This is a genomic window from Amycolatopsis acidicola, from assembly GCF_007713735.2.
In the GTDB taxonomy this organism is placed as follows: domain Bacteria; phylum Actinomycetota; class Actinomycetes; order Mycobacteriales; family Pseudonocardiaceae; genus Amycolatopsis_E; species Amycolatopsis_E acidicola.
The window spans coordinates 97685-118537 of sequence record NZ_VMNW02000010.1; the positions used below are offsets into that span (position 1 = coordinate 97685).

Consider the following 20853-nt stretch of genomic DNA (forward strand, 5'->3'; position numbering starts at 1 on the left):
CGGAGGCCCTGGCCGAGAGTCCGGGTGTGCATTTGTGACCTCCTGATGTGATCAGCTGCGGGCGGTCAGGCTTCGGGAATGGTGATGTCCCGGGTGGACGGATCGATGGCGTCGGGATCCGGTCCGCCACGCCTTCCGGTGTCGAGGGCATCGAGGCGGCTCAGCTCGTCCGCGCTGAGGCTGAAGTCGAAGACCGCGAAGTTCTCCGCGATCCGCGACGGCTTGATGGACTTCGGGATCGCCGAGCGGCCCTGCTGCAGGTGCCAGCGCAGCATGACCTGCGCCGGGCTCTTGCCGTGAGCGGCGGCGATCTCGCCGATGGTGGGATCCTTCAACGCGCTGGTGCGGTCGTCGCCCCAGCCGGGGTAGAAGGTGATGCCGCCGATCGGCGACCACGCCTGGGTCAGGACGCCGTGCCCGTCGTTGGCGGCCTGTACCTCGGGCTGGGTGAAATACGGGTGCAGCTCGACCTGGTTGACCGCCGGCACCACCTCGACTCGCTCCACGAGCGCGGACAGGTGGTGGGGCATGAAATTGCTGACCCCGATGGCACGGACCCGGCCGTCGGCAAGCAGCTGTTCCAAGGCCCGGTAGGCGTCGACGGTGCGCCCGAAGTGCTGCGGCATCGGCTGATGAAGGATCAGCAGGTCGATCTGCTCGACACCGAGTTTGGTGGCGCTTTTGTCGAAGGCGTGCAACGTCTGGTCGTAGCCATAGTCGCTGACCCAGATCTTGGTTTCGACGAACACCTCGGAGCGGTCGAGCCCGGATCCGCGGATGCCCTCCCCGACCTGTCGCTCATTGCCGTACGCGGCAGCCGTGTCTATGTGCCGGTAGCCGGTAGCGAGTGCGGCCTCGACGGCGGTAGCCGTGTCCGCGGGTGCGCTCTGGAAGACGCCGAGGCCGAGCGCGGGGATCGTGACGCCGTTGTTGAGGGTGATCGTGGGTGCTTGCGTGGTCATGAAGTGCGTTGTCCTTTCATCGCAAGGGAAATACCGGTCGGCCGCGATCCAGGTGCCGAACCGGGTGATGCCCAGCCAGCCCACGCTGGAGGGGTCGCGGTGGTCGAAGGCGGAGGTCGCGCCGCCTATCCCGGCCTGACCATGCTCGTCCGCAGCGCGGAACCGCATTCCGCGAGAGGCGAAGCGTTGCAGCTTCTCGGGAGCTGGACCGCGCCGACCGCCGACCACACCACCGGCTGAATGGGATTCCCAGCTGTCAAGCCCAGCATTGGACTTCGGCCAGTCGGAGGGCATGTGTGCCTTCCGGCCGAAACGGATCAGGGACGAAGCAGCGTCTTGATGGCGCGGCGTTCGTCCATGGCCGCGTAGCCTTCCGCCACTTCACTGAGCGGCAGATCGAGGTCGAAAACCTTGCCGGGGTTGATTTCGCCGTTCAGGATCAGCTCGACGAGTTCGGGCAGGAAGCGGCGGACGGGCGCGGGACCGCCCTGGACGCGGACGTGGGAGTAGAACAGTTGCTCCCCGTCGATGGAGACGCCGTGCGGCACGCCGACGATGCCGACCCCGCCACCGGGGCGGGTGGAGCGCAAGGCTTGCTGCATCGACTCCGGGGTGCCGACGCACTCCAGGACAGCGTCGGCACCGACCCCACGGGTGAGGTCCATGATCCGGGCGACGCCCTCGTCACCGCGTTCGGTCACGATGTCGCTCGCACCGAACTCGCGAGCCAGCCGCTGGCGGGGTTCGTGGCGGCTCATCGCGATGATGCGTTCGGCGCCGAGTTGTTTCGCGGCCAGGACACCGAGCAGGCCGACGGCACCGTCGCCGACGACGGCCACGGTGGAGCCGGGCTGGACCCCGGCGGCGACGGCGGCGTACCAGCCGGTGCCGAGCACGTCGGAGGCGGCGAGGAGGCTGGGCAGGAGCTCGTCGCTAGGGATTTCCGGGGTGGCAACGAGGGTGCCGTCAGCGAGCGGAACACGCAAGGCTTCGGCCTGTGCACCGCCCGCGCCGACGAATTCCCTGTGCTGGCAAGAGGTTTGATATCCAGCCTGGCAATGCGGGCAGGTGCCGTCAGAGGCGAAAAAGCTGCCGATGACGAACTGGCCAGGCCGGATCGTGGTGACCTCCGAGCCGACGGCCTCGACGACGCCGACATACTCGTGCCCGATCGGGGCCGGTTCGCTCACCGGGTTGATGCCACGGTAGTCCCACAGGTCAGACCCGCAGACGCAGGTCGCGGACATGCGGATGATCGCATCCGTGTTGTCGATGATCTCCGGGTCGTCGCGGGTTTCGAAGCGGACGTCGCCCGGAGCGTGCAGAATCGCGCCACGCATAGTGGTTCTTCCTTTCAGATGGTGGTGAAGATTTCCTTGGCCACGGCCATCGCGGACATCGCCTTGGGCCAGCCCGCGTAGAACGCCAGGTGGGTGATTTCCTCTATCAGCTCGTCCTGGGTGGCGCCGTTGTCCTTGGCCAGGCCGAGGTGGTAACGCAGTTGCTCGGTGTTGCCGCCCGTGACGAGCGCGGCGACGGTGATGAGGCTGCGTTCTTTGGGGGTCAACGTCTCTCGCGGCCACACGCGTCCAAAAAGAACATCGTCGGTGAGGTCGACGAAGGTGGGCGCGAAGTCTCCGAACGCCTTACGAGCACCGGAGGGTTCGTTGTCGGACATGGCAATCCCTTTCAGCGGGGTGTCAGCCGCAGCGTGGCGTCGACCGCCTGGGCTGCGAGCATGGGTTTGAGGAAGGTAGCTCCATAGCGGGCGTATTTCTCGCGATAAGCGGCGTCGACCGCAGCGCGAGTGTCGCCACCCGGTTGCTCGGCAGTGACCTCAAGTTCGAGACCGGCTGCGCGGATCCGGGCGCTGCCCTCGGCGCTCGCCCGGCGGTACCAGCCGCCGCCGGCGCCGCGGTACGAGCGGACGTAGAACTCGTCGCCGACGCGCACGCCCCAGATCGGCACCCAGGGCCGCGGGCTGCCGTCCGCGCGGGGCGTGGTGATCTCCAGTTCCTCGGCGTCGCCGAAACGGTCGAGGTCTCCGGCGGTCCATTTCGTCATCGAGACTCCTTCGCAAGTTCGGGTCGTAGCCGCAGCGCGGCCACGGTGGTGAGCATCAGCACTGCCGCGGCGAGCAGCAGACTGGCGTGGACGCCACGGGTGAGCGTGGCGGGATTTGCCAGCAGCGCACCGAAAACAGCGACTGCCAGCGCGCCGCCGAGCTGACGGCTGGTGTTGAACACCCCGGACGCGACACCCGTCAGCGAACCGGGGACTGCGTCGAGCAAGAGCGCGGTCGCCGGCGGCGCCACCAGCGGGCCACCGAGCCCGACCAGAACCATCAGCACCGACAGCAGCCACACCGGCGCCGACGCCGGTAGCACCCCCAACGCGACCAGGCCAAGGGTCATGGCCCCGAGCCCGGCCACGATCAAGCTACGGCGGCCGAGCCGTTCGGCGAGGCGTGCCGAGAACGGTGTCAGCGCGGCCCCGATCAGCATCATCGGCAGGAACGCGACTCCGGTGGCGAGCGCGGACAGGCCGCGGTTCTGCTGCAGGTACAAGCTGAGCACGAAGGGCAGTCCGTAGTAGCCGACCATGAACGCGAACCCGGTCACCACCGTGATCACGACCGTGCGGGACCGGAACAGTGCCGGCGGCACCATCGGATGCGCCGTGCGTTTCTGCACCAGAACGAACACGGCGAGTCCCAGCACGGCGACCACGAACGCGGCCAACACCCGCGACGAGGCCAGCCCGGCGGAACCGGCCTCGATCGCGCCGTAGGTGAGCCCGCCCATCGCCACGATCCCGGCGGCCTGCCCGGCATAGTCGAACGGCACCAGCCGCCGCGGCGAGGGCGCGACGCGGGCGAGCAGGACCAGCGCCACCACCCCCACCGGCAGGTTGACGAAGAAGATCCACCGCCAGTCCAGCAGGTTCAGCACACCGCCGAGCACCGGCCCGGCGGACGACGCGACCGCGCCGCCCATGGCCCACACCGCCACCGCGCGGCCACGCGCCACCGGTTCGGGAAACGCCTGCCGGATCAGTGCCATCGAGGACGGCATCATCACGGCCGCGGCCACGCCCTGCACAAACCGCGCGCCGACGAGGAAACCGGCAGTCGGGGCGAAGCCACAGGCGGCGGAAGCCAGGACGAACAGTGTCACCCCGCCGCCGAACGCGCGCCGCGCGCCGACCCGATCGGTCAGCGAGCCCGCGGTCAGCAGCAGGGCCGCGAACATCAGGGTGTAGCCGTCGACCAGCCACTGCAACCCGCTGACCCCGCCACCCAGATCCGCCCGGATCGAGGGCAGCGTGACGTTGACGATGACCGCGTCCAACGTGACGACGAAGAACCCGAGGACCGCCGCGGCCAAAGCCGAAATGGCGTGACGGGCTCCCTCGCTGGCTCCACGGGGGCTACTGTCAGTGATAGGAATGGTCATCGCAACCGGAGTTCTCCCCATCTGGTGATTGTTGCCTGGCCGACCCGTAGTCGCTGGTCACTTACGAGGTAACCCTTGTTCCGGCGCTGGTGGGAGGGCGCGTCATAGGGGGTAGTAACTCTCCCTCCCTCACGTCCGTGATCGACGTAAAGTGAGGTCCATGGACCAGCGAGCCGAGATCCGGGACTTCCTCGCCACCCGGCGCGCGCACCTCACCCCCGAGCAGGTGGGCCTCCCCCGTGGAGGCGGCACCAGGAGGGTGCCAGGGCTGCGGCGCGAAGAGGTCGCCGTCCTGGCCGGGGTCAGCACCGACTGGTACATCCGGCTCGAACGGGGCCACATCGCCGACGTCTCCGACGACGTACTCGACGCCGTCGCCCGTGCGCTGCAACTGGACGAGGCCGAACACACCCACCTGTTCAACCTCGCGCGCGCCGCCAAGCCCGCCGCGCGAAAACCCCGGCGCCGCAGCACATCGCAGCTACGGCCGAGCGTGCAACGGATTCTCGACTCGATGACCACCACCGCGGCGTTCGTCCGCAATGGACGGCTCGACATCCTCGCCGCCAACCCGCTCGGCCGTGCGATCTATTCCGGGGTCTTCGACGAACCCGCGCACCGCAACAACATCGCGCGCTTCAACTTTCTCGATCCTCGAGCCGAAACCTTCCACCCCGACTGGGATGCCGCCCGCGACACCACCGTCGCGCTACTACGCACCGAAGCCGGACGCGACCCACACAACCGCGAGCTGACCGACCTCGTCGGCGAGCTCGCCACCCGCAGCGACGCCTTCCGCACCCGCTGGGGTGCGCATAACGTGCGCCTGCACCGCGCCGGGCTCAAATCCTTCCGCCACCCCGCCGTCGGCCGCCTCGATCTCGACTTCGACGCCATGGACCTGCCCAGCGACAACGCCGAAAAACTCACTCTGACCGCCTACACGGCCGAACCCGGCACCCCAGCCGCCGACGCACTCAGCCTGCTTGCCAGCTGGGCCGCCACCCATATCACCAGCGGCACGAAGTAGACCGCGCTTTCAGGAGTCCACAATGGAACGTAAACCCGTCACGCCCACCGCCAAGGCACCCGCCTCCAACTTCACCGGCGATGTCTATGTCAACCCCGTCTACCGCGGCGAGGCCCCTTCCCGCATGATCGTGAGCCTGGTGCGCTTCACCCCCAGCGCCCACACCAACTGGCACTCCCACGCCGTCGGGCAGACGCTCCACGTCACCGACGGCATCGGCCTCGTCGTCACCCGCGACGGCACCGTCATCCGCATGCGCCCCGGCGACACCGTGTACACGCCGCCGGGCGAGGAACACTGGCACGGCGCCACCGAAGAGAACTTCATGTGCCACCTGGCCATGCTCGAAGGCACCGCGGACGGCGACGGCACCACCTGGCTCGAACCGGTCACCGACGAGGAGTACCGGAAGGCCAACCAGAGTCAGTCCCCGAGCTGACGCAGCCGGGGCGCGACATCCGTGCCGAAACGCTTCAGGAACGCGCCCTGATCGTGGGCCGGCGAATGGAACACGAGGTGCGTGAAACCCGCGTCGACGTAGGGCTGGACCTGCTCGACCACATCGTCGGGATCGGACGCGACGATCCACCTCGACGCGACCTGATCGATCGACAGCGCGTCGCCGGCGGCCTCCATTTCGACGGGATCGTGCAGACTGTGCTTTTGGTCCGCGGACAGCGCCAACGGCGCCCAGAACCGGGTGTCTTCCAGCGCTCGCCCCGGTACCGGATCGTAGGACAGCTTGATCTCGATCATCCTGTCGAGCTCCCCTGGCGCACGCCCGGCATCCCGCATCCCTTCGGCCACCGCGGGCAGCAGTTTCCCCGTGTAGAGGTCCATCCCCTTACCGCTGGTGCAGATGAACCCGTCCCCCGCCCGGCCGGCGTACTTCGCCACCACCGGGCCGCCCGCGGCGACGTACACCGGGATCCCGCCCGCCGGGCGGTCGTACACGGTCGCGTTGGTGGTCTGGTAGTACTCGCCGTCGAACGTGACCCGCTCGCCCGCCCACAGTTCACGCATCAGCGAGACCGCTTCCCGCAACCGCGCGAACCTCTCGCGGAACTCCGGCCAGTCCAGCTTCGCCACCGCGACTTCGTTGAGCGCCTCGCCGGTGCCGATGCCGAGCACGACGCGCCCTGGGAAAAGACAGCCCAGCGTGCCGAAGGCCTGCGCCACGACTGCCGGGTTATAGCGGAAGGTCGCCGTCAGCACGCTCGTGCCGAGGACGACCCGGCTGGTCCGCTCCCCGGCCGCGGCGAGCCACGACAGGGAGAACGGCGCATGACCGCCCTCATGCCGCCATGGCTGGAAATGGTCACTGATCAACACACTGTCGAGCCCGGCCGACTCCGCGCGAACGGCCAGTTCGACGAGGTCCCTCGGGCCGAACTGCTCGGCGGAAGCCTTGTATCCCAGGCGGAGGGTCATCTTCACATCCATCCTCTCGGCATTCTATTGTCGGAGTTTAATATATTCATCATGCGAGAGAGGATCGGCACCAGGACGAAACCGAGTCCGACTTGCCCGGTTCCCCAGGCGCCGCCGGGCCCGGCTCTGACTAGGCTGGGCCGGTGAGCTCGGACAACAGCGTCCGCCGCGACATCGGTCAGTTCCTCACGACCCGGCGGGCCAGGATCACCCCCAGCGAGGCAGGCCTGCCGAGTTTCCGTGGTAAGCGACGCGTGCCGGGCCTGCGACGCGAGGAAGTGGCGCTGCTGGCCGGGATCAGCATCGAGTACTACACGCGCCTGGAGCGCGGGCACGCCCGCGGCGTCTCGGACGAAGTGATCGAAAACGTCGCGGCCGCGCTGCAACTCAACGACATCGAGCGCGCGCACTTCGTAGAACTGGTGCGCATCGCCAACGCCGTGCCAGGGACGCGCCGGGCGACCACTCCGCTCAGGATCCGGCGGACCGTGCGCGATCTCCTCGAAGCGATGACCGGGTCGGCCGTTTTCGTCCGCAACGCGCGCATGGACGTGCTGGCCACGAGCCGGCTCGGCCGCGCCCTTTACTACCAGTTGTACGAAGAGCCGGCCAACCGCGGCAATCTCGCCCGGTTCGTCTTCCTCGATCACCGGGGGCGGGAGTTCTACCGGAACTGGAACAGGATCGCACAGGAGGCCGTCGGCAGCTTGCGGATCGCCGCGGTCCACGATCCGGACGACCAGGAACTGTCCGACCTGATCGGTGAACTTTCGGTCGGGAGTGAGCAGTTCCGGGTCCGCTGGGCCGCGCACGAGGTCAGGTACTACCGCACCGGCACGAACTCCTTCCGGCACCCGGCCGCCGGCGATTTCGATCTGGACTACACCGCGCTGGAGCTGGCCGCAGATCCGGGACTCACCATGATCGCGTACACGGCGGGTTCCCGCCCCAAGTCGAAAAACGCCCTCGAGCTCCTCAGGAAGTGGGGGCCGGGGCGAGACCCGTCAGCGGCCGGGGTGTGACTGGCAGGCAAGCGATCTCAACGCGGCGCCGGAAGGCGAGCCGGGAGCCGCGGTGAAGACGAGCAGCGACAAACCGGGTTCGGCGGCCAGGTCGAACACATCCCGGGTCAGTTCGAGATCCCCGGCCGCCGGGTGGTGGAACCGCCGGAGCTCACCCCGGCCCGGCTGGGCGCGTGCCGCCCAGCGGACGCGGAACTCGTCGCTGCGGGTGCACAGCTCCCCGACGAGTTCGGTCAGCCCTGGCTCGTAGGGGTACCGGTCGGCCTCCCCACGCAGGAGCATGATCGCGTCGTCGGCGACGTGCGCCCAGTCGGGCAGGAAAATCTTGGCGCGGGGGTCCAGGAAGACGTACCGGCCGTAGTTCGAAGGGAGCTCGTCTTCGAACAGGTGCCGGAAAAGCATTCGTCCCTGGTCGTTCCCGCCCAGGATGTCGAGCCGCGTGTTGCGGACCAGCGCGGGGCCGGACGTGATCCCGTCGAGCACCTGACGCAGGCGCTCCCGCAGTCCGGCCTCCGGCGTGCGGCGCCGCGCGCTCGCCGCCCCCAGACCGCGGGCGAGGTCGAACAGGTGCCGCCGGTCGTCCTTGTCCAGCCGCAGGGCGCTGGCCACCGCGTGCAGCACGCTCGCGGGCACAGCGGTGAGATCGCCGCGTTCGACGAGCGCGCACGCCTCACTGTCGATCCCGGCCAGCAGGGCCAGCTCGTCCCTGCGAAGGCCGGGTACGCGCCGCCGGGGCCCCACCGGGAGCCCCACCTGGACGGGGTCGATACTGCCCCGGCGCACGGCCAGGAATTCCCTTGCCGCACGCCGGATGTCCGTGCTCACGAACGCGGGAGCCCGGGCGGGAACCCACCTTCGGCGACCGGGCCCCAGCATTCGATTTCGATCCGGATCAGGGACCTCTGCCCGTCCCGCCCGGGGCGCTCCCCCGGCAGACGGCTGAAGAAGTCCTCGAGATCGTCCAGTGCCGCCGGTGTGTCCACGACATCGGCGAGGCCGTCGACCTGCACGTGCGGTCCGGTCCAGTCGTCGGACAGCACACAGATCGATACCTGCGGATCCCGGCGCGAGTTACGGGTCTTGGCTCGGTCCGGATAGCTCGCGACCACGATCCACCCCTGGCGGTCGAGGCCACAGGTGACCGGTGATATCTGCACACCGCCGTCAGCGCGTGTCGTCACGAGCAAGGCACGGTGGCGCGGCCGGATGAAGTCGAGCAACGCGGCCCGGTCGACGCGTTCCGCGGTGGCGGTCCGTCCGGCGTGACGCGCCTCGGAGTGTCCATTGTGGAATGCGCTACGCGCGTCGGCGTATCCAGGAAAGTGGGGCATCGTTCTCCGTCCTCCACGGTGAAAACGGACCCGGGACCGAACCCGGTTCTGGTGGCAGGAGCCATGAAACCCCGCCGCCGTCACATGTGGGAGGAACTGACGATAGGGGCACTGCCAGTACACCCCCCGGACGGGGGACTCGGCCGGCCGGTGCTGTGCGAGTAGAGCTGCAGGCCTGGGGCCAGTGCGGTGAATTCGAACAGCATCGTGCGTTCCGGGCCGGCCGCGACGAGATAGCCTTCGCACGTTCCGGGGCGGATCACCACGTGCGTCGTGTTGGGGTAAGAGCGTTCCCCGTCATCCGGCACGAGCGTGGCCACCGGGGCACCGACGGGGTCGTGGACGTCGACCCGGCCCGCTTTGTACATGGCCGCGTAGACATTCCCGGCGGCGTCCGTCGTGAGGGAGTCGACCTCACCGCCGCTCAGATGCGCGAAAACCGTGATGCCGCCACCAGGGAAATAGCCGTCGTCGATCCGGCCGTCCTCGTCCAGATCCAGTACGAGCAGCCGGTTCCCGTTGTGCTCGCTTACCCACAGGTGCCGCCACGAAGGATCGAAGGCGATGCCGTTCGGGGACGCGATGCCATCGGACACCAGGTTCACCGTGCCGTCCGGTGTGCGCTGGAGGATCTTACCCGTGGGGCGCATGACGTTGCCCTGCATGTCGTTGAAGAACAGGGCGCCCCGCCGGTCGAATACGAGATCATCCGGGTAGAACGGCTCACCTTGGCAGGAACTCACCAGCGTTTCGGCTCCGGTGCCGTCCGGCCGCATCCGCACGATGCGGCCGGCTGCGCGCGCCAAGCCCAGATCGGCGAGATACAGGCTGCCGTCGGCGTGGATGGCGATCCCGGCGAAACTGCTGTCCTCATCGGCGTAGACCGGCGTGACGGTCCGGGACCGCAAATCCGCCTTGAAGACCCGGTTGCCTTCGGCGTCGCCGTGCACCGAGGTGAAGTACAAGACTCCCGACCGGTCGAAGGCCGGGCCTTCCACGATCGGCATCGGAGCGCCCGGGACAACCTCGTGCAACTCCAGGTACGGACGCGCGATCAGCGTGTTCACGAGCCCACGCGGTCCTTGACTTCGTCGGCCACGTCGTTGACCCGCGGGTTGCGGAAGCCGGTCTTCCCATGATGCCGGTCGGCGGACTTGTATCCGAGCGAATCGTTCGCGATCAGCAGTTTCTGGATGTTCGCGGAACCCTCGCCGTTGACGAACAAACTCGCGTAGGCGCTCAGCCAGGAGATCTTGTACTCCGTCGCCAGCCCGTACCCACCGAAGATCTGCTGGGCCTTCTCCGCACAGAACTTCGCGGTCTGCGCGGCCTGGTACTTCGCGATGGAAGCGATGCGGTTGAACGGCGCTCCGTGGTCCATCGCGTACGCGGCCTTGTACACGAGCGCCCTGCTGGCCTCGATCGCCGCGGTCATCTCCGCGATGTCGGACTGGATCATCTGGAACTTCCCGATCGGCTGCCCGCTGATGGTGCGTTCGTTCGCATAGCGGACGGCTTCGTCCAGGCAGGCCTGCGCGGTGCCGAGCGCCTTGGCCGCGATGGTGACCCGCCCGGACTGCAGCGCATACATCACGATCTTGAACCCCTGCCCCTCGGCGCCGAGCAGGTTTTCGGCAGGCACGACGAAGTCGTCGAGGAAGACCAGGTTGGTGCGCATCGCCTTCGACAGGATGGTGTCGATGGGTTGCGCGGTGAACCCCGGGTATTTCTTGGGCTCGACGATGAACGCCGAGATCCCGCGGATACCCGCCTCCGCGTTCGTGCGCGCGATGAGCACGCCCACGTCGGTCTGGTTGGCCATCGAGGCCCACATCTTCTGGCCGTTGATCCGGTAGACATCGCCGTCACGCCTGGCCGTTGTCTTCATCGCGCCGGCGGCGTCGGATCCGCTCCCCGGTTCGCTCAGCGACATCATGCCGATGGTCTGGCCCGCCACGAGCCCGGGAACGTATTTCATCACCTGCTCAGGTGTTCCCGCCGCGTAGATACAGGTGGGGCAGGTGGAGCCCTGCTGGTTGTTGCACGCGGCGAACCGGACGTCGATGCGCGACATCTCCTCCTGGATCACCGTGGCGGCGACGTAGCCGACATCCGTCCCGCCGACCGACTCCGGGAACGCCGCACCATAGAGCCCGACCGCGCCCGCCCTGGCCACCAGGTCGCGCGGGAACTCGTGGCGTTCCTCGAAACCGTCCATGACGGGTGCCACTTCGGTGCGCATGAACCGGTTGACGGTCTCCCGGATTGCCTCGATCTCTTCGGTGAGCACCGGATCCACGGCGCGCCTCCCTGAACCTTAACGTCTGACAGTTGACTGATCGTACATATGCAACGCCATGGGAAAACACTTGTCAAGACGGCCGGAAACTACCCGAAGGCCGCGCCACCTCCGTTGGACGGCCCGATCCCCCTCGCGAGCGCGTCGAACCGGTAGACGTATCCTCCGTTTTCCCCGCCCACAACGAGAAAGCCGTGGGTGGTGCCGGGCTGGATCGCCAGGTTCGTGGTGCCCTCCTGGGGTTTCGGCAACCCGTCCGCGAGTTCGATGGTGGCGATCTGCTCACCGTCGTGATTCCAGACCAGGACCTCGCCACCCTGATACACGCATTGATAGACGTTCCCGGCGGCGTCCACGGCGTTCGAGTCGAGACCTTGCGGGCCGTTGTTGGCGTACATGCCGATCGTGCCGCTGGAAACGGATTCGCGGTCGGCCGCGAGGACGAGGTGATCCTCACGGTTGGCTTTGTATTCGCTGACCCAGAGCCCGGTGTAGTCCGGCGTGAAGGAGATCCCGTTCGGGGTCGCGAGCCCGTTCAGCAGCACAGTCGCATGAGTGGCGTCCGCGTCGAGTCGTACGATCCGGCCCGTGGGATTCCACGGCGTACCGGTCATGTCCGTGATGAACATGGCGCCATCCGGATCGAAGGCGAGGTCGTCGGGCTTGAGCACTCGCCCGTCGACGGGCCCGGCGAACACCGTGGTGAAGCCGGTTCCGTCGGGGTTCATCCGGTCCACCACACCGGAAGCGAGGTCCGTGAGGTAGATCTTGCCGTCGCGCGGACTGAACTGCAGCGACGAGAACTCGCTGCGGTCGTCGGTATAAAGAGAACCAACCTCCTTCGTGCCCGTGTCGAGCCGCAGCACCTTCGGCTGCCCGGCGGACGCGTTGAGACTGACGAGGTACAGCGCACCATCCGGACCGAACGCGGGGCCCTCCAGCAGGCTGATGTCGCCGAAGTCCGAGCCCGGGTACGTCGGCGCCACCTTGGCGAAAATGCTCGCCTGAATCACCCGCGGACTCAAGGGCCGCGGGTCGGCCGCGCCGGCTCGCAGCGCCGAGCCGGCCAGTACCAGCACCGCGAGCAGGACCGCGGGCAGCACCCACTTCCGCGCGGAAGACGAATTCGACATCTGATTCCCATCCCCCGCTGCGCCGCGGGCAAGGTCGGAACTACCGGGAAGACCGCAAGAAAAGCGATCCGGAGCCGGTCCACTGTGGCCACCGGCAAGCGCAGAATGCGAAGGTAGCGACCCGGTCCGCACTTGGCAATAGCGCGTTAATGTTCGACATTAAACAGTCTTGACACTTAAAGTAATGTCGTACAAACTGCAGAAGTCGCGCCGCCCATCGGCGCTGTTCCAGCGCGGTTCCGCCCCGAGGATGTCGCGCGGGCAGAGGGTGAGTCACCGCCGCCTACCCCGAGGAGATCAGGACCCATGTCGAGTTCCAGTGCTCGCCGCCGCATAGTCGGCGCCGCGATCGGCAACGTCGCGGAACTGTACGACTTCTTTCTGTACGGCCTTTCCGCCCCCGTGCTGGCGGTACATTTCTTCCCGAAGAGCAATCCCACTGCCGCGCTCCTGGGCACCTTCGCGGTGTACGCGGTCGCATTCCTCGTGCGCCCGCTCGGTGGTCTCCTGTTCGGCCACCTGACCGACCGGCGCGGCAGGATCCGGGTGCTCGTGCTGACGGTGTTGCTGATGGGCGCCGGCACCATGATCACCGGCCTGCTGCCGGCCTACACCACCATCGGCATCGCGGCGCCGATCCTGCTGGTGTTGTGCCGACTCGCGCAGGGCCTCTCGCTCGGCGGGGAGGCCAGCGGCAGCTACAGCTTCACGATCGAATCGGCGCCGGACGGCAAACGCGCGCGATCAGTCAACCTCGTCGCCTGCTTCGCCTTCCTTCCCGCCGCGCTGGCGGGTCTCTTCATCCTGGTGCTGCAACTGCTGATGGGCAAAGCCGCCTACATCGACTGGGGCTGGCGAATCCCGTTCATCGTCGGCGGCCTCATCGCCGTGGCAGGCGTCTGGCTCCGGCGGCGCCTCGACGACCCCGAGGAGTACACCGAGGCCGCCCGCGAGGCCAAAGTGGGCAACCCACTGGCCCAGGCCGTGCGCACGCACCTCAAGTCGATCGTCATCGTCACCCTGCTGATCGCGATCCAGGCCGTAAGCGCCTACGTAATTCTCGGCTACATGTACACGTTCCTGGTCAACACAGCAAAGCTCAGCAACACCTCGGCTCTGCTGACCAACGCCGCGGCCATCGTCACGCTCGCGGTGCTGCTGCCCATCTTCTCCATCGCGGTGGACCGCATCGGCCGCAAACCGATGTTGTTCGCCGGCGCGGTGTGGCTGGTGCTCGCCGCGTATCCCGCTTTCAAGCTGGCCGCTTCCGGGTCGTTCGCGGGCGCGTACTTCGGGCAGCTGCTCATCGCGATCGGCTCGGCGCTCACCGCGTCCGCGTGTTTCGTCACCGTGCTGGAGCTGTTCCCCACTGCCGTTCGCGGCGCGGGCCACGCCATCTCCTACAACCTCGGCAACGCCCTCTTCGGCGGCACAGCCCCGTTGATCGCCGAAGCGCTGATCAGCGGCTTCGGCTCGCCGATCGCACCCGCGTTCTACGTGCTGCTCATCGCCGCGCTGGGCATCGTCGTCATCGCGTTCACGCCGGAGACCAAGAACGTGCGACTGCGCGATTCGGTGGGTGGCAAGGACGAATCCGCCACGCCCGCGCCCGAGCCCCTCACAAACTGAGCCCACGGCAGACCGCAAGGAGGACCATGATCACTGTCAAGGCACGCGCGACGAGCGGCCCCGGCGAACCATTCCGCCCGGCCACCATCGAACGCCGCGATCTCGGGCCGCACGATGTCCTCATCGACATCGTCTACTCCGGGATCTGCCATTCCGACATCCACAAAGCCCAGAACACGGCGACGGTGTTCCCGCTGATCCCCGGGCACGAAATCGCGGGTGTCGTATCGGCGGTAGGACCCGAAGTCACGAAATTCGGCGTCGGGGATCGCGCGGGGGTCGGCTGCATGGTCGACTCCTGCCGGGAGTGCGACAACTGCCGGGCCGGCCTGGAGCAGTTCTGCCGCAAGGGCTTCACCCCTACCTACAACGCGATTCAGGCGGACGGCTCACCCACCCAGGGCGGGTACAGCGAAAAGATCGTGGTGGACGAGGATTTCGCGGTCAGGATCCCGGAGAGCATCCCGCTGCCGAACGCGGCCCCGCTGCTGTGCGCCGGAATCACCCTGTACTCGCCGCTGAAGGCCTGGGGAGCGGGCCCCGGCAAACGCGTGGCCATTCTCGGCTTCGGCGGGCTCGGTCACGTCGGCGTGCAACTGTCGAAGGCACTCGGCGCGCACACCACGGTCTTGGATCTGTCGCTGGACAAAAGGGAAGACGGCCTGCGCCTCGGCGCGGACGAGTACCGTGCGACAACGGACCCGGAAACCTTGAAGGAACTGGCCGACTCGTTCGACCTGATCGTCTCGACGGTCCCCGCCAATTTCGACCTCGACGCCTACGTGGGCCTGCTGGGCGTGGGCGGGGTCCTGGTGAACATCGGCGCCGCCGACAAGCCGCTGGCCGTCTCGACCTACGCGCTCCGGCGCAATCGGAGGTCGGTGGCCGGCAGCCTCATCGGAGGAATTCCCGAGACGCAGGAGATGATGGACTTCTGCGGAGAACACGGAGTGGGCGCCGTGGTGGAGGTGGTCCGCGCCGACCAGATCGACGAGGCGTACGACCGGGTTCGCGCGGGTGACGTGCGGTTCCGGTTCGTGATCGACGTCAGCACGATGAACGATAACTGACCGACGAGCTCCGGGCCGTGCCCCACCATCCGGTGGAGCACGGCCCGGCCGCTGTCCGGCGGGAGTCAGTCCTTGAGGGCCTTCTCGGTGGCGGCCTTGATGTGCTGGCGCAGGTACTTCAGGTGCTCGGTGATGGCCGCCTCCGCGGCGGCCTCGTCCTGATCCGCGATCGCCTTCACGATCCGCTGGTGCTGAGAAACGGTCTTGCGCCCCACCGTCGGCGACAGTTCCAAATACGACACCGGCTCCGACTCACGATGCAGCGCGTACACCAGCGACGCCAGCGCCCGGTTCCCCGACATCCGGGCGATCGCCGTGTGGAACTGCGCGTCCAGCTCCGGCACGACGGGGTCGTCCACGGACGCGGCCTTCTGCTGCTGCACGATCTCGCGCAGCTCCGCGAGGTCCTCCTCGGAACGGTTCGCCGCGGCCAGCACCACCGACGGTACTTCGAGGTACTGACGCACCATCGCCACTTCCGCGAAGTTCAGGCTCCCCAGCTGCAGCAGGTTGTGCATCGACTCCTGCACGACCTTGCCCAGCGAATGGTGATCCACGGCCTGGACGAACGAACCGCCCCGCGCCCCGGGGACCCGCCGGATCAGCCCCTGCGACTGCAACGCCGACAACGCCTCGCGGATCGTCGCCCTGGACACGCTGAACTGCCGCGCCAGCTCGGCCTCGGCAGGCAACTGATCGCCTGTCTTCAGCGTTCCGCCCAGGACCGCACCCCGCAGGGCGTCCTCCACCTGTTGCCGCGGCCGCAGCACCCGCTGTCCGAGAACCGGCACGCCACCAGGCCCCTGCTCCCCATTGCCAAGCCCAGCCGACATGCCCACCCTCCAGCGGATGATTACCCGATCGAAAGATATGTACCTATTGACAATTGTAGGACACCGACCTGCGGGAGCCGCGGATGACCGCGCGCCACGCCGATACGAACACGCCGCCCACGCCTTCCTGCTGGACAGGGCGTGGACGGCGGCTCCGGATCCGGTGCCCGGCCAGCCCGTGTCACGGTGGCCGGGCACCATTGATCACCTTTTGTCGAACGCGCGCAGCAAGCGTGCGATCGGCTCCAAGCTCTCAGCCTCGTCGAGCGCGGACAGCCGGTCCCCGAGTTCGGCACCGCGCTCCGGCGGCAGCGCACGGCAGACCAGGCCGTCGAACTTCTCCCGCACCTCGACGTCGGTCATCGGGTTGGCCGGATGACCGCGGGGAACGTCACAGACCTCGTTGACCTGCCGCCCGTCGGCGAGTACCAAGGTGACGTCGGTGGGACAGCGGTCGCGGTCCGAGCGGGCGGTGAGCTCCGCGTCCTCCACGACCCGGACCCGCCCCACGACCGCCGCGAGGGCGGGATCGGCGCGGCGTTCATCGGAGAACGAGTCGTCGGTGACCTTCCCGTCCACCAGCGCGGCGGCCAGCATGTACGGCAGGCTGTGGTCCGCGCTCTCCCGCGTGCGCGGATGCCACTTCGCGTCCGCGTCACCGCATCCGCCGGCAGTCACCCACCAGGAGGAGTGGCAGGTGGCCACGTCGATCCGCTCGACCTGAGCGACATCGACCCGCGGGCGCAACGCGAGCATCGCGTCGATCCCGGTCTGGCCCCAGTAGCAGGCCGGATACCGCTTGAGTGTCGCGCGCTCGATCCCGCTCGGCCCCTCGCCACCAAGCTCGACCTGGAACGGCGGCAGGGCCCGCTCGAACAGCCCGTCCTTGCCCTCGAACGGCTCCGCCGGCCCGGTCATACCCCGCTCCGCGAGCCGGACGGCGAACGACGCCGTCATGATCGCGTGCGCGGTGGCCGACCCCTTCCATTCAGACAGTTCCCCGGAACGGGTCGCGCGCAGCGGAACCGAAGGCACGATCGCCAGTGCCAGCGCGTTCGCGACTTGCTCGCGATCGAGGCCACGCAGTTTCGCCATGCCCGCCGCAGCGCCCAGCGAACAGTAAAGTCCTTGGTCCCACCCGCTTTCCGAGAGCGGCGACGCTTCCGCGAGCGCGGTCGCGATCTCGTAGGCCAGATAGACGGCGCACACGAGGTCGGCGCCCGTGGCACAGCTGGCCTCGGCCATCGCGAACAAGCCGCCGATCATGTCGCTGGGGTGTCCGGACAGCCCGAAGTCGTTGAAGTCCAGGTTCCGGTTGGCGGAGATGTTGGCGAAGGCCGCGACATCGACGAGGACCCTGTTCGGACTGCCGTAGAGCGAGGCTTGCACCGGGCCCGACACGCCAGTCGCCATGCCGCGCGCGATCTCCACCGGCCGGCTGTGAAAACCACCGGCACCGCAGCCGATCGTGTCGAGCGTGTGCCGCACCGCGCGGCTCACCGCTCCGGAGCCGAGTGTCTTGTGATCGACCTCGCAGACGAAGTCGACGAGGGAACCGAGCAGCTGATCCACCGCGTGCCCCCTCAGCCGAACAGCGCCGGCAGGGCGGACACGTCGGATACCTGCTCGAGGACGCGCGTCTGCTCGATGAGCTTCTCGCGCGCCCCTGGCTTCAGCTCCCGCCCGGCGTACCCGCAACAGTCATCGAATTTCGCGACCAGGTCGTCCCAGCTCAGCGGATTGCTCGTGCTGCCAGGGGTTTCGTCGTGACTGGTTTCGGTGAACAGCGTCTCGCCCCCGCGCAACGTGACACGTACGGCACCGGTGGGAAGGCTGGACGTCCAGTTGTACTTCGGGTCGTCGACGAACTCGATCTTGTCGGCGATGGCGCCCACCGCGGGGTCCGTCCTGCTCGCCTCGTCGAAATCACCGAGGCTGACGGTGCCACGGGCCAGGGCCAGCGCGATCGTGTAAGGGATGCTGAACTTGGCGTCCAGCACCGTGGCCGGGTGACGGCGGCGTTCGGCGGGCTCGGACAGCCGCTTGGCGAAGTCACCGCCGAAGACCTCGATTTTCTCGATGTGGTCCACCGAGCCGATCTTCGGTGCCAGTCCCAGCACCGTGTGCACGTAGGGATGGCTCGCGCCGCAGCTCGGCCACGGCTTGTACACGATGGTCGAGCCACGGAAGTCCTCGCCGAGCCCGGCGAGCATCCCGGCGCGGTCCCATTTGCCGCCGAAATAGACGTTCATGAAGCCGGCACTGCCTTCGAACGAGGTCTTGATGCCGCTGACCCCGGTTTCCGCGAGCAGCGCGGAGAACAGGCCGGCCTTGGCCGAGAAACCCGCGTACATACCGCGCAGGTCGTGGCCGACGCCGTAGGCCAGCTCGAAGGTCCCACCCAGCTGGCTGAACGCGATACCGAGGGCGTCGACGGTCTGTTCTTCGTCCAGCCCCAGGAGTTTCGCGCAGGCGGCCGCGGTCGTGTATGTGGCGATCACGGGAGTGAGGTGCCAGTCCTGTTTGGTTTCGATGTTGGTCCGGATGCGGGCGAAGATGTCCTGGCCGAGAGCCAGGGCGGTCAGGAAGTCCTTGCCGCTGGCGCCGCCGAGCCGTTCGGACAGCGCGAGTAGTGCCGGCACCGTGGCGCTGCTGGGGTGGTGGCCTTCGGGCAGGTGGTCGTCGTAGTCGAGGCCGTGCGCCATCGCGCCGTTGACGAAGGCGGCATCGACGCAGGGCACCTTGCCACCGAACCCGAGTATCGTGCTCTCCGGCTTTCCGGACCAGTCCTTCACCAGGTCCACGACTCCGGGGATGGCCGCCATCTGGCCACCGCCGCCGAGGATCACACCGATCGTGTCCAGCGTGCTCTGTTTGGCCGCGGTGACCGATTCCGGCGTCAGATCGTCGAAGCCGGCCGACACGACGTGGCGCGCGAGCACACGGCTGAAGTCTTCCTCGATGGACATGGAAACTCCCTTCCTTTCCGCGACCGGGCTCAGGCGACGAGCTCGCGCAGTTTGAACTTCTGGATCTTGCCGCTCTGCGTCATCGGCAGTTCGTCGAGCACCACGAGGCGCTCGGGCAGGTAGTGCCGGGAAAGACCTTGCGCGACAAGGAATTCGCAGAGCCCGGAGAGATCGAGTGTCACGCCCGGCTTGGTGACCACGACCGCGCAGGCGCGCTCGCCGAGCCGCTCGTCGGGGGTACCGATGACCGCGGCGTTGAGGATGCCGGGGTGGTCGAACAGGACGGTTTCGATCTCGGTCACCGGGATGTTCTCGCCGCCCCGGATGACGATGTCCTTCACCCTGCCCCGTAAGGAGATCCAGCCGTGCTCGTCCATGCTCGCGGTGTCACCGGTGCGGAACCACCCGCCAGGCAGGAAAGCGGCGTCCGTGGCGTCCGGGCGCTCGTAGTAGCCCAGGAACAGCGACGGCCCCCGGACGAGCAGCTCGCCGATCTGCCCGGCGGGCAGATCGGCACCCGCTCCGTCGGCCACTTTCGCTTCCGAGCCCACGAAAACCGAGCCGTCCGTGGTCTGGATCGGATCGGGCTCCGCCGGGGTGCTGGAGATGATGATGCTGCATTCGGTCATGCCCCAGGCCGGCGCGATGTAGGCGCCGAGCGCACGGGAAGCTTGAGCGGGCAGGTTGCGTGGCACCGAGGAGCCCGCGAGCACGATGCACCGGAACGGGCAGTCCGGGTCTTCCGCCAGGTCGGTGCGCATCATGTCCTGCAGGAAGGTCGGCGCTCCGAAGAACGCGGTGACCTTCTCGGCGCGGATGATCTCGACGCCCCACTTCGGGTCCCAGCGGTCGACGTGCACCCCCGTACCCGCGACGTACACGGTGAACAGCACACCCCACACGAACCCCGTGTGGTGCCCCGTCGGGGAGGCGACCAGCTGGATCATCGGGTCACCGAAGGTCGCGGGGCCGACGTGCTCGGCGAGCTGGGCGGCGCTGTAGATCAAGGTTTCGTGCGTGTGCATCGCCCCTTTCGGCTCCCCGGTCGTGCCCGAAGTGAAGCCGAGGTAGCAGATCGCGTCCGGATCGCCGGCCCCGGATTCGCGACCGGGCACGGAGTCCAAGGAGGACCACAAGATTTCGCCGTCGCCCAGATCCGAATCGTCGGAATCCACGACGACGACATGCTCCAGCGAGGGCAGCCCGCCACGTAGGCGCCGAACGAGCTCGAGGTGCTCCACACTGCGCCAGCGTCGGGGAATCACGACGGCCTTGGCCTTGCTTCGCCGGAGGATCGCTTCTACCTGACGCTCGCCGTAGGCGACGGGGATGCCGACATAGATGCCGCCGATCTCGTTGATGCCGAAGAGCAGGGCCCCATAGGAGATCCAGTTCGGGAGCATCACGGCGACCGTGTCGCCCGCGCCCACCCCCAGGTGAGCGAGCGCGGACGCGGCGTGCGTGGCCGCGGCATCGAATTCACGGTAGGTCTGCCGCTCGATGGTGCCATCCGACCGATAGCCGACGAGCGCTTCCCGCTCGGGGTGTTCGGCGGCGACCGCAGTGAGGACTGACCGAATGGTGCGGCCCTGCCAGTGGCCCTCCGCGCGAAACCGTGCGACGTCCGCCTCGGTGATCGGGGTGCCACCGGTCCGCATGAGGCCGGAAAGTGACAGTGTCATGGGAATT

General features: G+C 67.8%; 20 protein-coding genes. 5 read left to right on the top strand and 15 right to left on the bottom strand.

Annotation, left to right across the window (positions count from 1 at the left end; genetic code table 11):
- Positions 1-65: 65 nt before the first annotated feature.
- The 5 genes from FPZ12_RS09790 to FPZ12_RS09810 form a co-directional block, all read right to left on the bottom strand.
- Positions 66-962 (bottom strand): aldo/keto reductase, encoded by an 897-nt coding sequence (locus FPZ12_RS09790; protein ID WP_144756302.1) that lies wholly within the window; start codon positions 960-962, stop codon positions 66-68.
- A gap of 317 nt (positions 963-1279) precedes the next feature.
- Positions 1280-2302 carry a zinc-dependent alcohol dehydrogenase family protein gene (locus FPZ12_RS09795; protein WP_144756247.1) on the bottom strand — a complete coding sequence of 341 codons (1023 nt, stop codon included), beginning with the start codon at positions 2300-2302 and terminating at the stop codon, positions 1280-1282.
- 14 nt (positions 2303-2316) lie between these two features.
- On the bottom strand, positions 2317-2640 hold the full coding sequence (locus FPZ12_RS09800; RefSeq protein ID WP_144756250.1) for a carboxymuconolactone decarboxylase family protein: 324 nt from the start codon (positions 2638-2640) through the stop codon (positions 2317-2319).
- Between the two features lie 11 nt (positions 2641-2651).
- On the bottom strand, positions 2652-3026 hold the full coding sequence (locus FPZ12_RS09805; RefSeq protein ID WP_144756253.1) for a DUF2255 family protein: 375 nt from the start codon (positions 3024-3026) through the stop codon (positions 2652-2654).
- Positions 3023-4348: a DHA2 family efflux MFS transporter permease subunit gene (locus FPZ12_RS09810; RefSeq protein ID WP_243769768.1), complete on the bottom strand. Its 1326-nt coding sequence runs from the start codon at positions 4346-4348 to the stop codon at positions 3023-3025. The genes FPZ12_RS09805 and FPZ12_RS09810 overlap by 4 nt, the downstream gene beginning before the upstream one ends.
- Positions 4349-4577: 229 nt before the next feature.
- On the opposite strand from FPZ12_RS09810, the gene FPZ12_RS09815 reads away from it, so the two are divergent.
- Both FPZ12_RS09815 and FPZ12_RS09820 read left to right on the top strand, forming a co-directional pair.
- Positions 4578-5447 carry a helix-turn-helix transcriptional regulator gene (locus tag FPZ12_RS09815; protein ID WP_144756258.1) on the top strand — a complete coding sequence of 290 codons (870 nt, stop codon included), beginning with the start codon at positions 4578-4580 and terminating at the stop codon, positions 5445-5447.
- Positions 5448-5469: 22 nt separating this feature from the next.
- Positions 5470-5886, top strand: a complete 417-nt coding sequence (locus FPZ12_RS09820; protein WP_144756261.1) for a (R)-mandelonitrile lyase — start codon at positions 5470-5472, stop codon at positions 5884-5886.
- On the opposite strand, the gene fgd is transcribed toward FPZ12_RS09820, so the two are convergent.
- A complete protein-coding gene (fgd, locus tag FPZ12_RS09825) occupies positions 5871-6878 on the bottom strand; it encodes a glucose-6-phosphate dehydrogenase (coenzyme-F420) (RefSeq protein ID WP_144756264.1) in 1008 nt (335 codons plus the stop codon). The two genes, FPZ12_RS09820 and fgd, sit on opposite strands and share 16 nt — an antisense overlap.
- A 143-nt stretch (positions 6879-7021) precedes the next feature.
- Here fgd and FPZ12_RS09830 point away from each other — a divergent pair, with 143 nt between their 5' ends.
- Entirely contained in the window at positions 7022-7900 is an 879-nt protein-coding gene (locus FPZ12_RS09830; protein WP_144756268.1) for a helix-turn-helix domain-containing protein, read from the top strand.
- Here the strand turns inward: FPZ12_RS09830 and FPZ12_RS09835 are convergent.
- The 5 genes from FPZ12_RS09835 to FPZ12_RS09855 form a co-directional block, all read right to left on the bottom strand.
- Positions 7883-8725: an MmyB family transcriptional regulator gene (locus tag FPZ12_RS09835; protein WP_208025815.1), complete on the bottom strand. Its 843-nt coding sequence runs from the start codon at positions 8723-8725 to the stop codon at positions 7883-7885. The genes FPZ12_RS09830 and FPZ12_RS09835 overlap by 18 nt on opposite strands.
- Positions 8722-9231 (bottom strand): PPOX class F420-dependent oxidoreductase, encoded by a 510-nt coding sequence (locus FPZ12_RS09840; protein WP_144756271.1) that lies wholly within the window; start codon positions 9229-9231, stop codon positions 8722-8724. The genes FPZ12_RS09835 and FPZ12_RS09840 overlap by 4 nt, the downstream gene beginning before the upstream one ends.
- Positions 9232-9311: 80 nt before the next feature.
- Positions 9312-10298: an SMP-30/gluconolactonase/LRE family protein gene (locus tag FPZ12_RS09845; protein ID WP_144756274.1), complete on the bottom strand. Its 987-nt coding sequence runs from the start codon at positions 10296-10298 to the stop codon at positions 9312-9314.
- Complete coding sequence (locus tag FPZ12_RS09850; protein WP_208025816.1) at positions 10295-11530, bottom strand: acyl-CoA dehydrogenase family protein; 1236 nt, start codon at positions 11528-11530, stop codon at positions 10295-10297. Before FPZ12_RS09850 ends, FPZ12_RS09845 begins: the two co-directional genes overlap by 4 nt.
- A gap of 89 nt (positions 11531-11619) precedes the next feature.
- Positions 11620-12663, bottom strand: a complete 1044-nt coding sequence (locus FPZ12_RS09855) for an SMP-30/gluconolactonase/LRE family protein (RefSeq protein WP_144756277.1) — start codon at positions 12661-12663, stop codon at positions 11620-11622.
- Between the two features lie 306 nt (positions 12664-12969).
- Between FPZ12_RS09855 and FPZ12_RS09860 the strand changes: the two genes are divergently transcribed.
- Positions 12970-14292 carry an MFS transporter gene (locus FPZ12_RS09860; protein WP_144756281.1) on the top strand — a complete coding sequence of 441 codons (1323 nt, stop codon included), beginning with the start codon at positions 12970-12972 and terminating at the stop codon, positions 14290-14292.
- Between the two features lie 26 nt (positions 14293-14318).
- A complete protein-coding gene (locus FPZ12_RS09865) occupies positions 14319-15362 on the top strand; it encodes an NAD(P)-dependent alcohol dehydrogenase (protein WP_144756284.1) in 1044 nt (347 codons plus the stop codon).
- A 65-nt stretch (positions 15363-15427) separates the two neighbouring features.
- Here FPZ12_RS09865 and FPZ12_RS09870 read toward each other — a convergent pair whose 3' ends face one another.
- The 4 genes from FPZ12_RS09870 to FPZ12_RS09885 form a co-directional block, all read right to left on the bottom strand.
- Entirely contained in the window at positions 15428-16195 is a 768-nt protein-coding gene (locus FPZ12_RS09870) for a FadR/GntR family transcriptional regulator (protein ID WP_144756287.1), read from the bottom strand.
- 204 nt (positions 16196-16399) lie between these two features.
- A complete protein-coding gene (locus FPZ12_RS09875) occupies positions 16400-17767 on the bottom strand; it encodes an MmgE/PrpD family protein (RefSeq protein WP_166462668.1) in 1368 nt (455 codons plus the stop codon).
- A gap of 11 nt (positions 17768-17778) precedes the next feature.
- A complete protein-coding gene (locus FPZ12_RS09880; RefSeq protein WP_144756293.1) occupies positions 17779-19164 on the bottom strand; it encodes an MmgE/PrpD family protein in 1386 nt (461 codons plus the stop codon).
- 29 nt (positions 19165-19193) lie between these two features.
- Positions 19194-20846 (bottom strand): AMP-binding protein, encoded by a 1653-nt coding sequence (locus FPZ12_RS09885; RefSeq protein ID WP_150980258.1) that lies wholly within the window; start codon positions 20844-20846, stop codon positions 19194-19196.
- Between the last annotated feature and the right edge of the window lie 7 nt (positions 20847-20853).

Bases quoted from the DNA above. Each gene is read 5' to 3' on its own strand.
- FPZ12_RS09790 (WP_144756302.1), bottom strand. From the start codon at position 962: ATGACCACGCAAGCACCCACGATCACCCTCAACAACGGCGTCACGATC.
- FPZ12_RS09795 (WP_144756247.1), bottom strand. From the start codon at position 2,302: ATGCGTGGCGCGATTCTGCACGCTCCGGGCGACGTCCGCTTCGAAACC.
- FPZ12_RS09800 (WP_144756250.1), bottom strand. From the start codon at position 2,640: ATGTCCGACAACGAACCCTCCGGTGCTCGTAAGGCGTTCGGAGACTTC.
- FPZ12_RS09805 (WP_144756253.1), bottom strand. From the start codon at position 3,026: ATGACGAAATGGACCGCCGGAGACCTCGACCGTTTCGGCGACGCCGAG.
- FPZ12_RS09815 (WP_144756258.1), top strand. From the start codon at position 4,578: ATGGACCAGCGAGCCGAGATCCGGGACTTCCTCGCCACCCGGCGCGCG.
- FPZ12_RS09820 (WP_144756261.1), top strand. From the start codon at position 5,470: ATGGAACGTAAACCCGTCACGCCCACCGCCAAGGCACCCGCCTCCAAC.
- fgd (WP_144756264.1), bottom strand. From the start codon at position 6,878: ATGACCCTCCGCCTGGGATACAAGGCTTCCGCCGAGCAGTTCGGCCCG.
- FPZ12_RS09840 (WP_144756271.1), bottom strand. From the start codon at position 9,231: ATGCCCCACTTTCCTGGATACGCCGACGCGCGTAGCGCATTCCACAAT.
- FPZ12_RS09855 (WP_144756277.1), bottom strand. From the start codon at position 12,663: ATGTCGAATTCGTCTTCCGCGCGGAAGTGGGTGCTGCCCGCGGTCCTG.
- FPZ12_RS09860 (WP_144756281.1), top strand. From the start codon at position 12,970: ATGTCGAGTTCCAGTGCTCGCCGCCGCATAGTCGGCGCCGCGATCGGC.
- FPZ12_RS09865 (WP_144756284.1), top strand. From the start codon at position 14,319: ATGATCACTGTCAAGGCACGCGCGACGAGCGGCCCCGGCGAACCATTC.
- FPZ12_RS09870 (WP_144756287.1), bottom strand. From the start codon at position 16,195: ATGTCGGCTGGGCTTGGCAATGGGGAGCAGGGGCCTGGTGGCGTGCCG.
- FPZ12_RS09880 (WP_144756293.1), bottom strand. From the start codon at position 19,164: ATGTCCATCGAGGAAGACTTCAGCCGTGTGCTCGCGCGCCACGTCGTG.
- FPZ12_RS09885 (WP_150980258.1), bottom strand. From the start codon at position 20,846: ATGACACTGTCACTTTCCGGCCTCATGCGGACCGGTGGCACCCCGATC.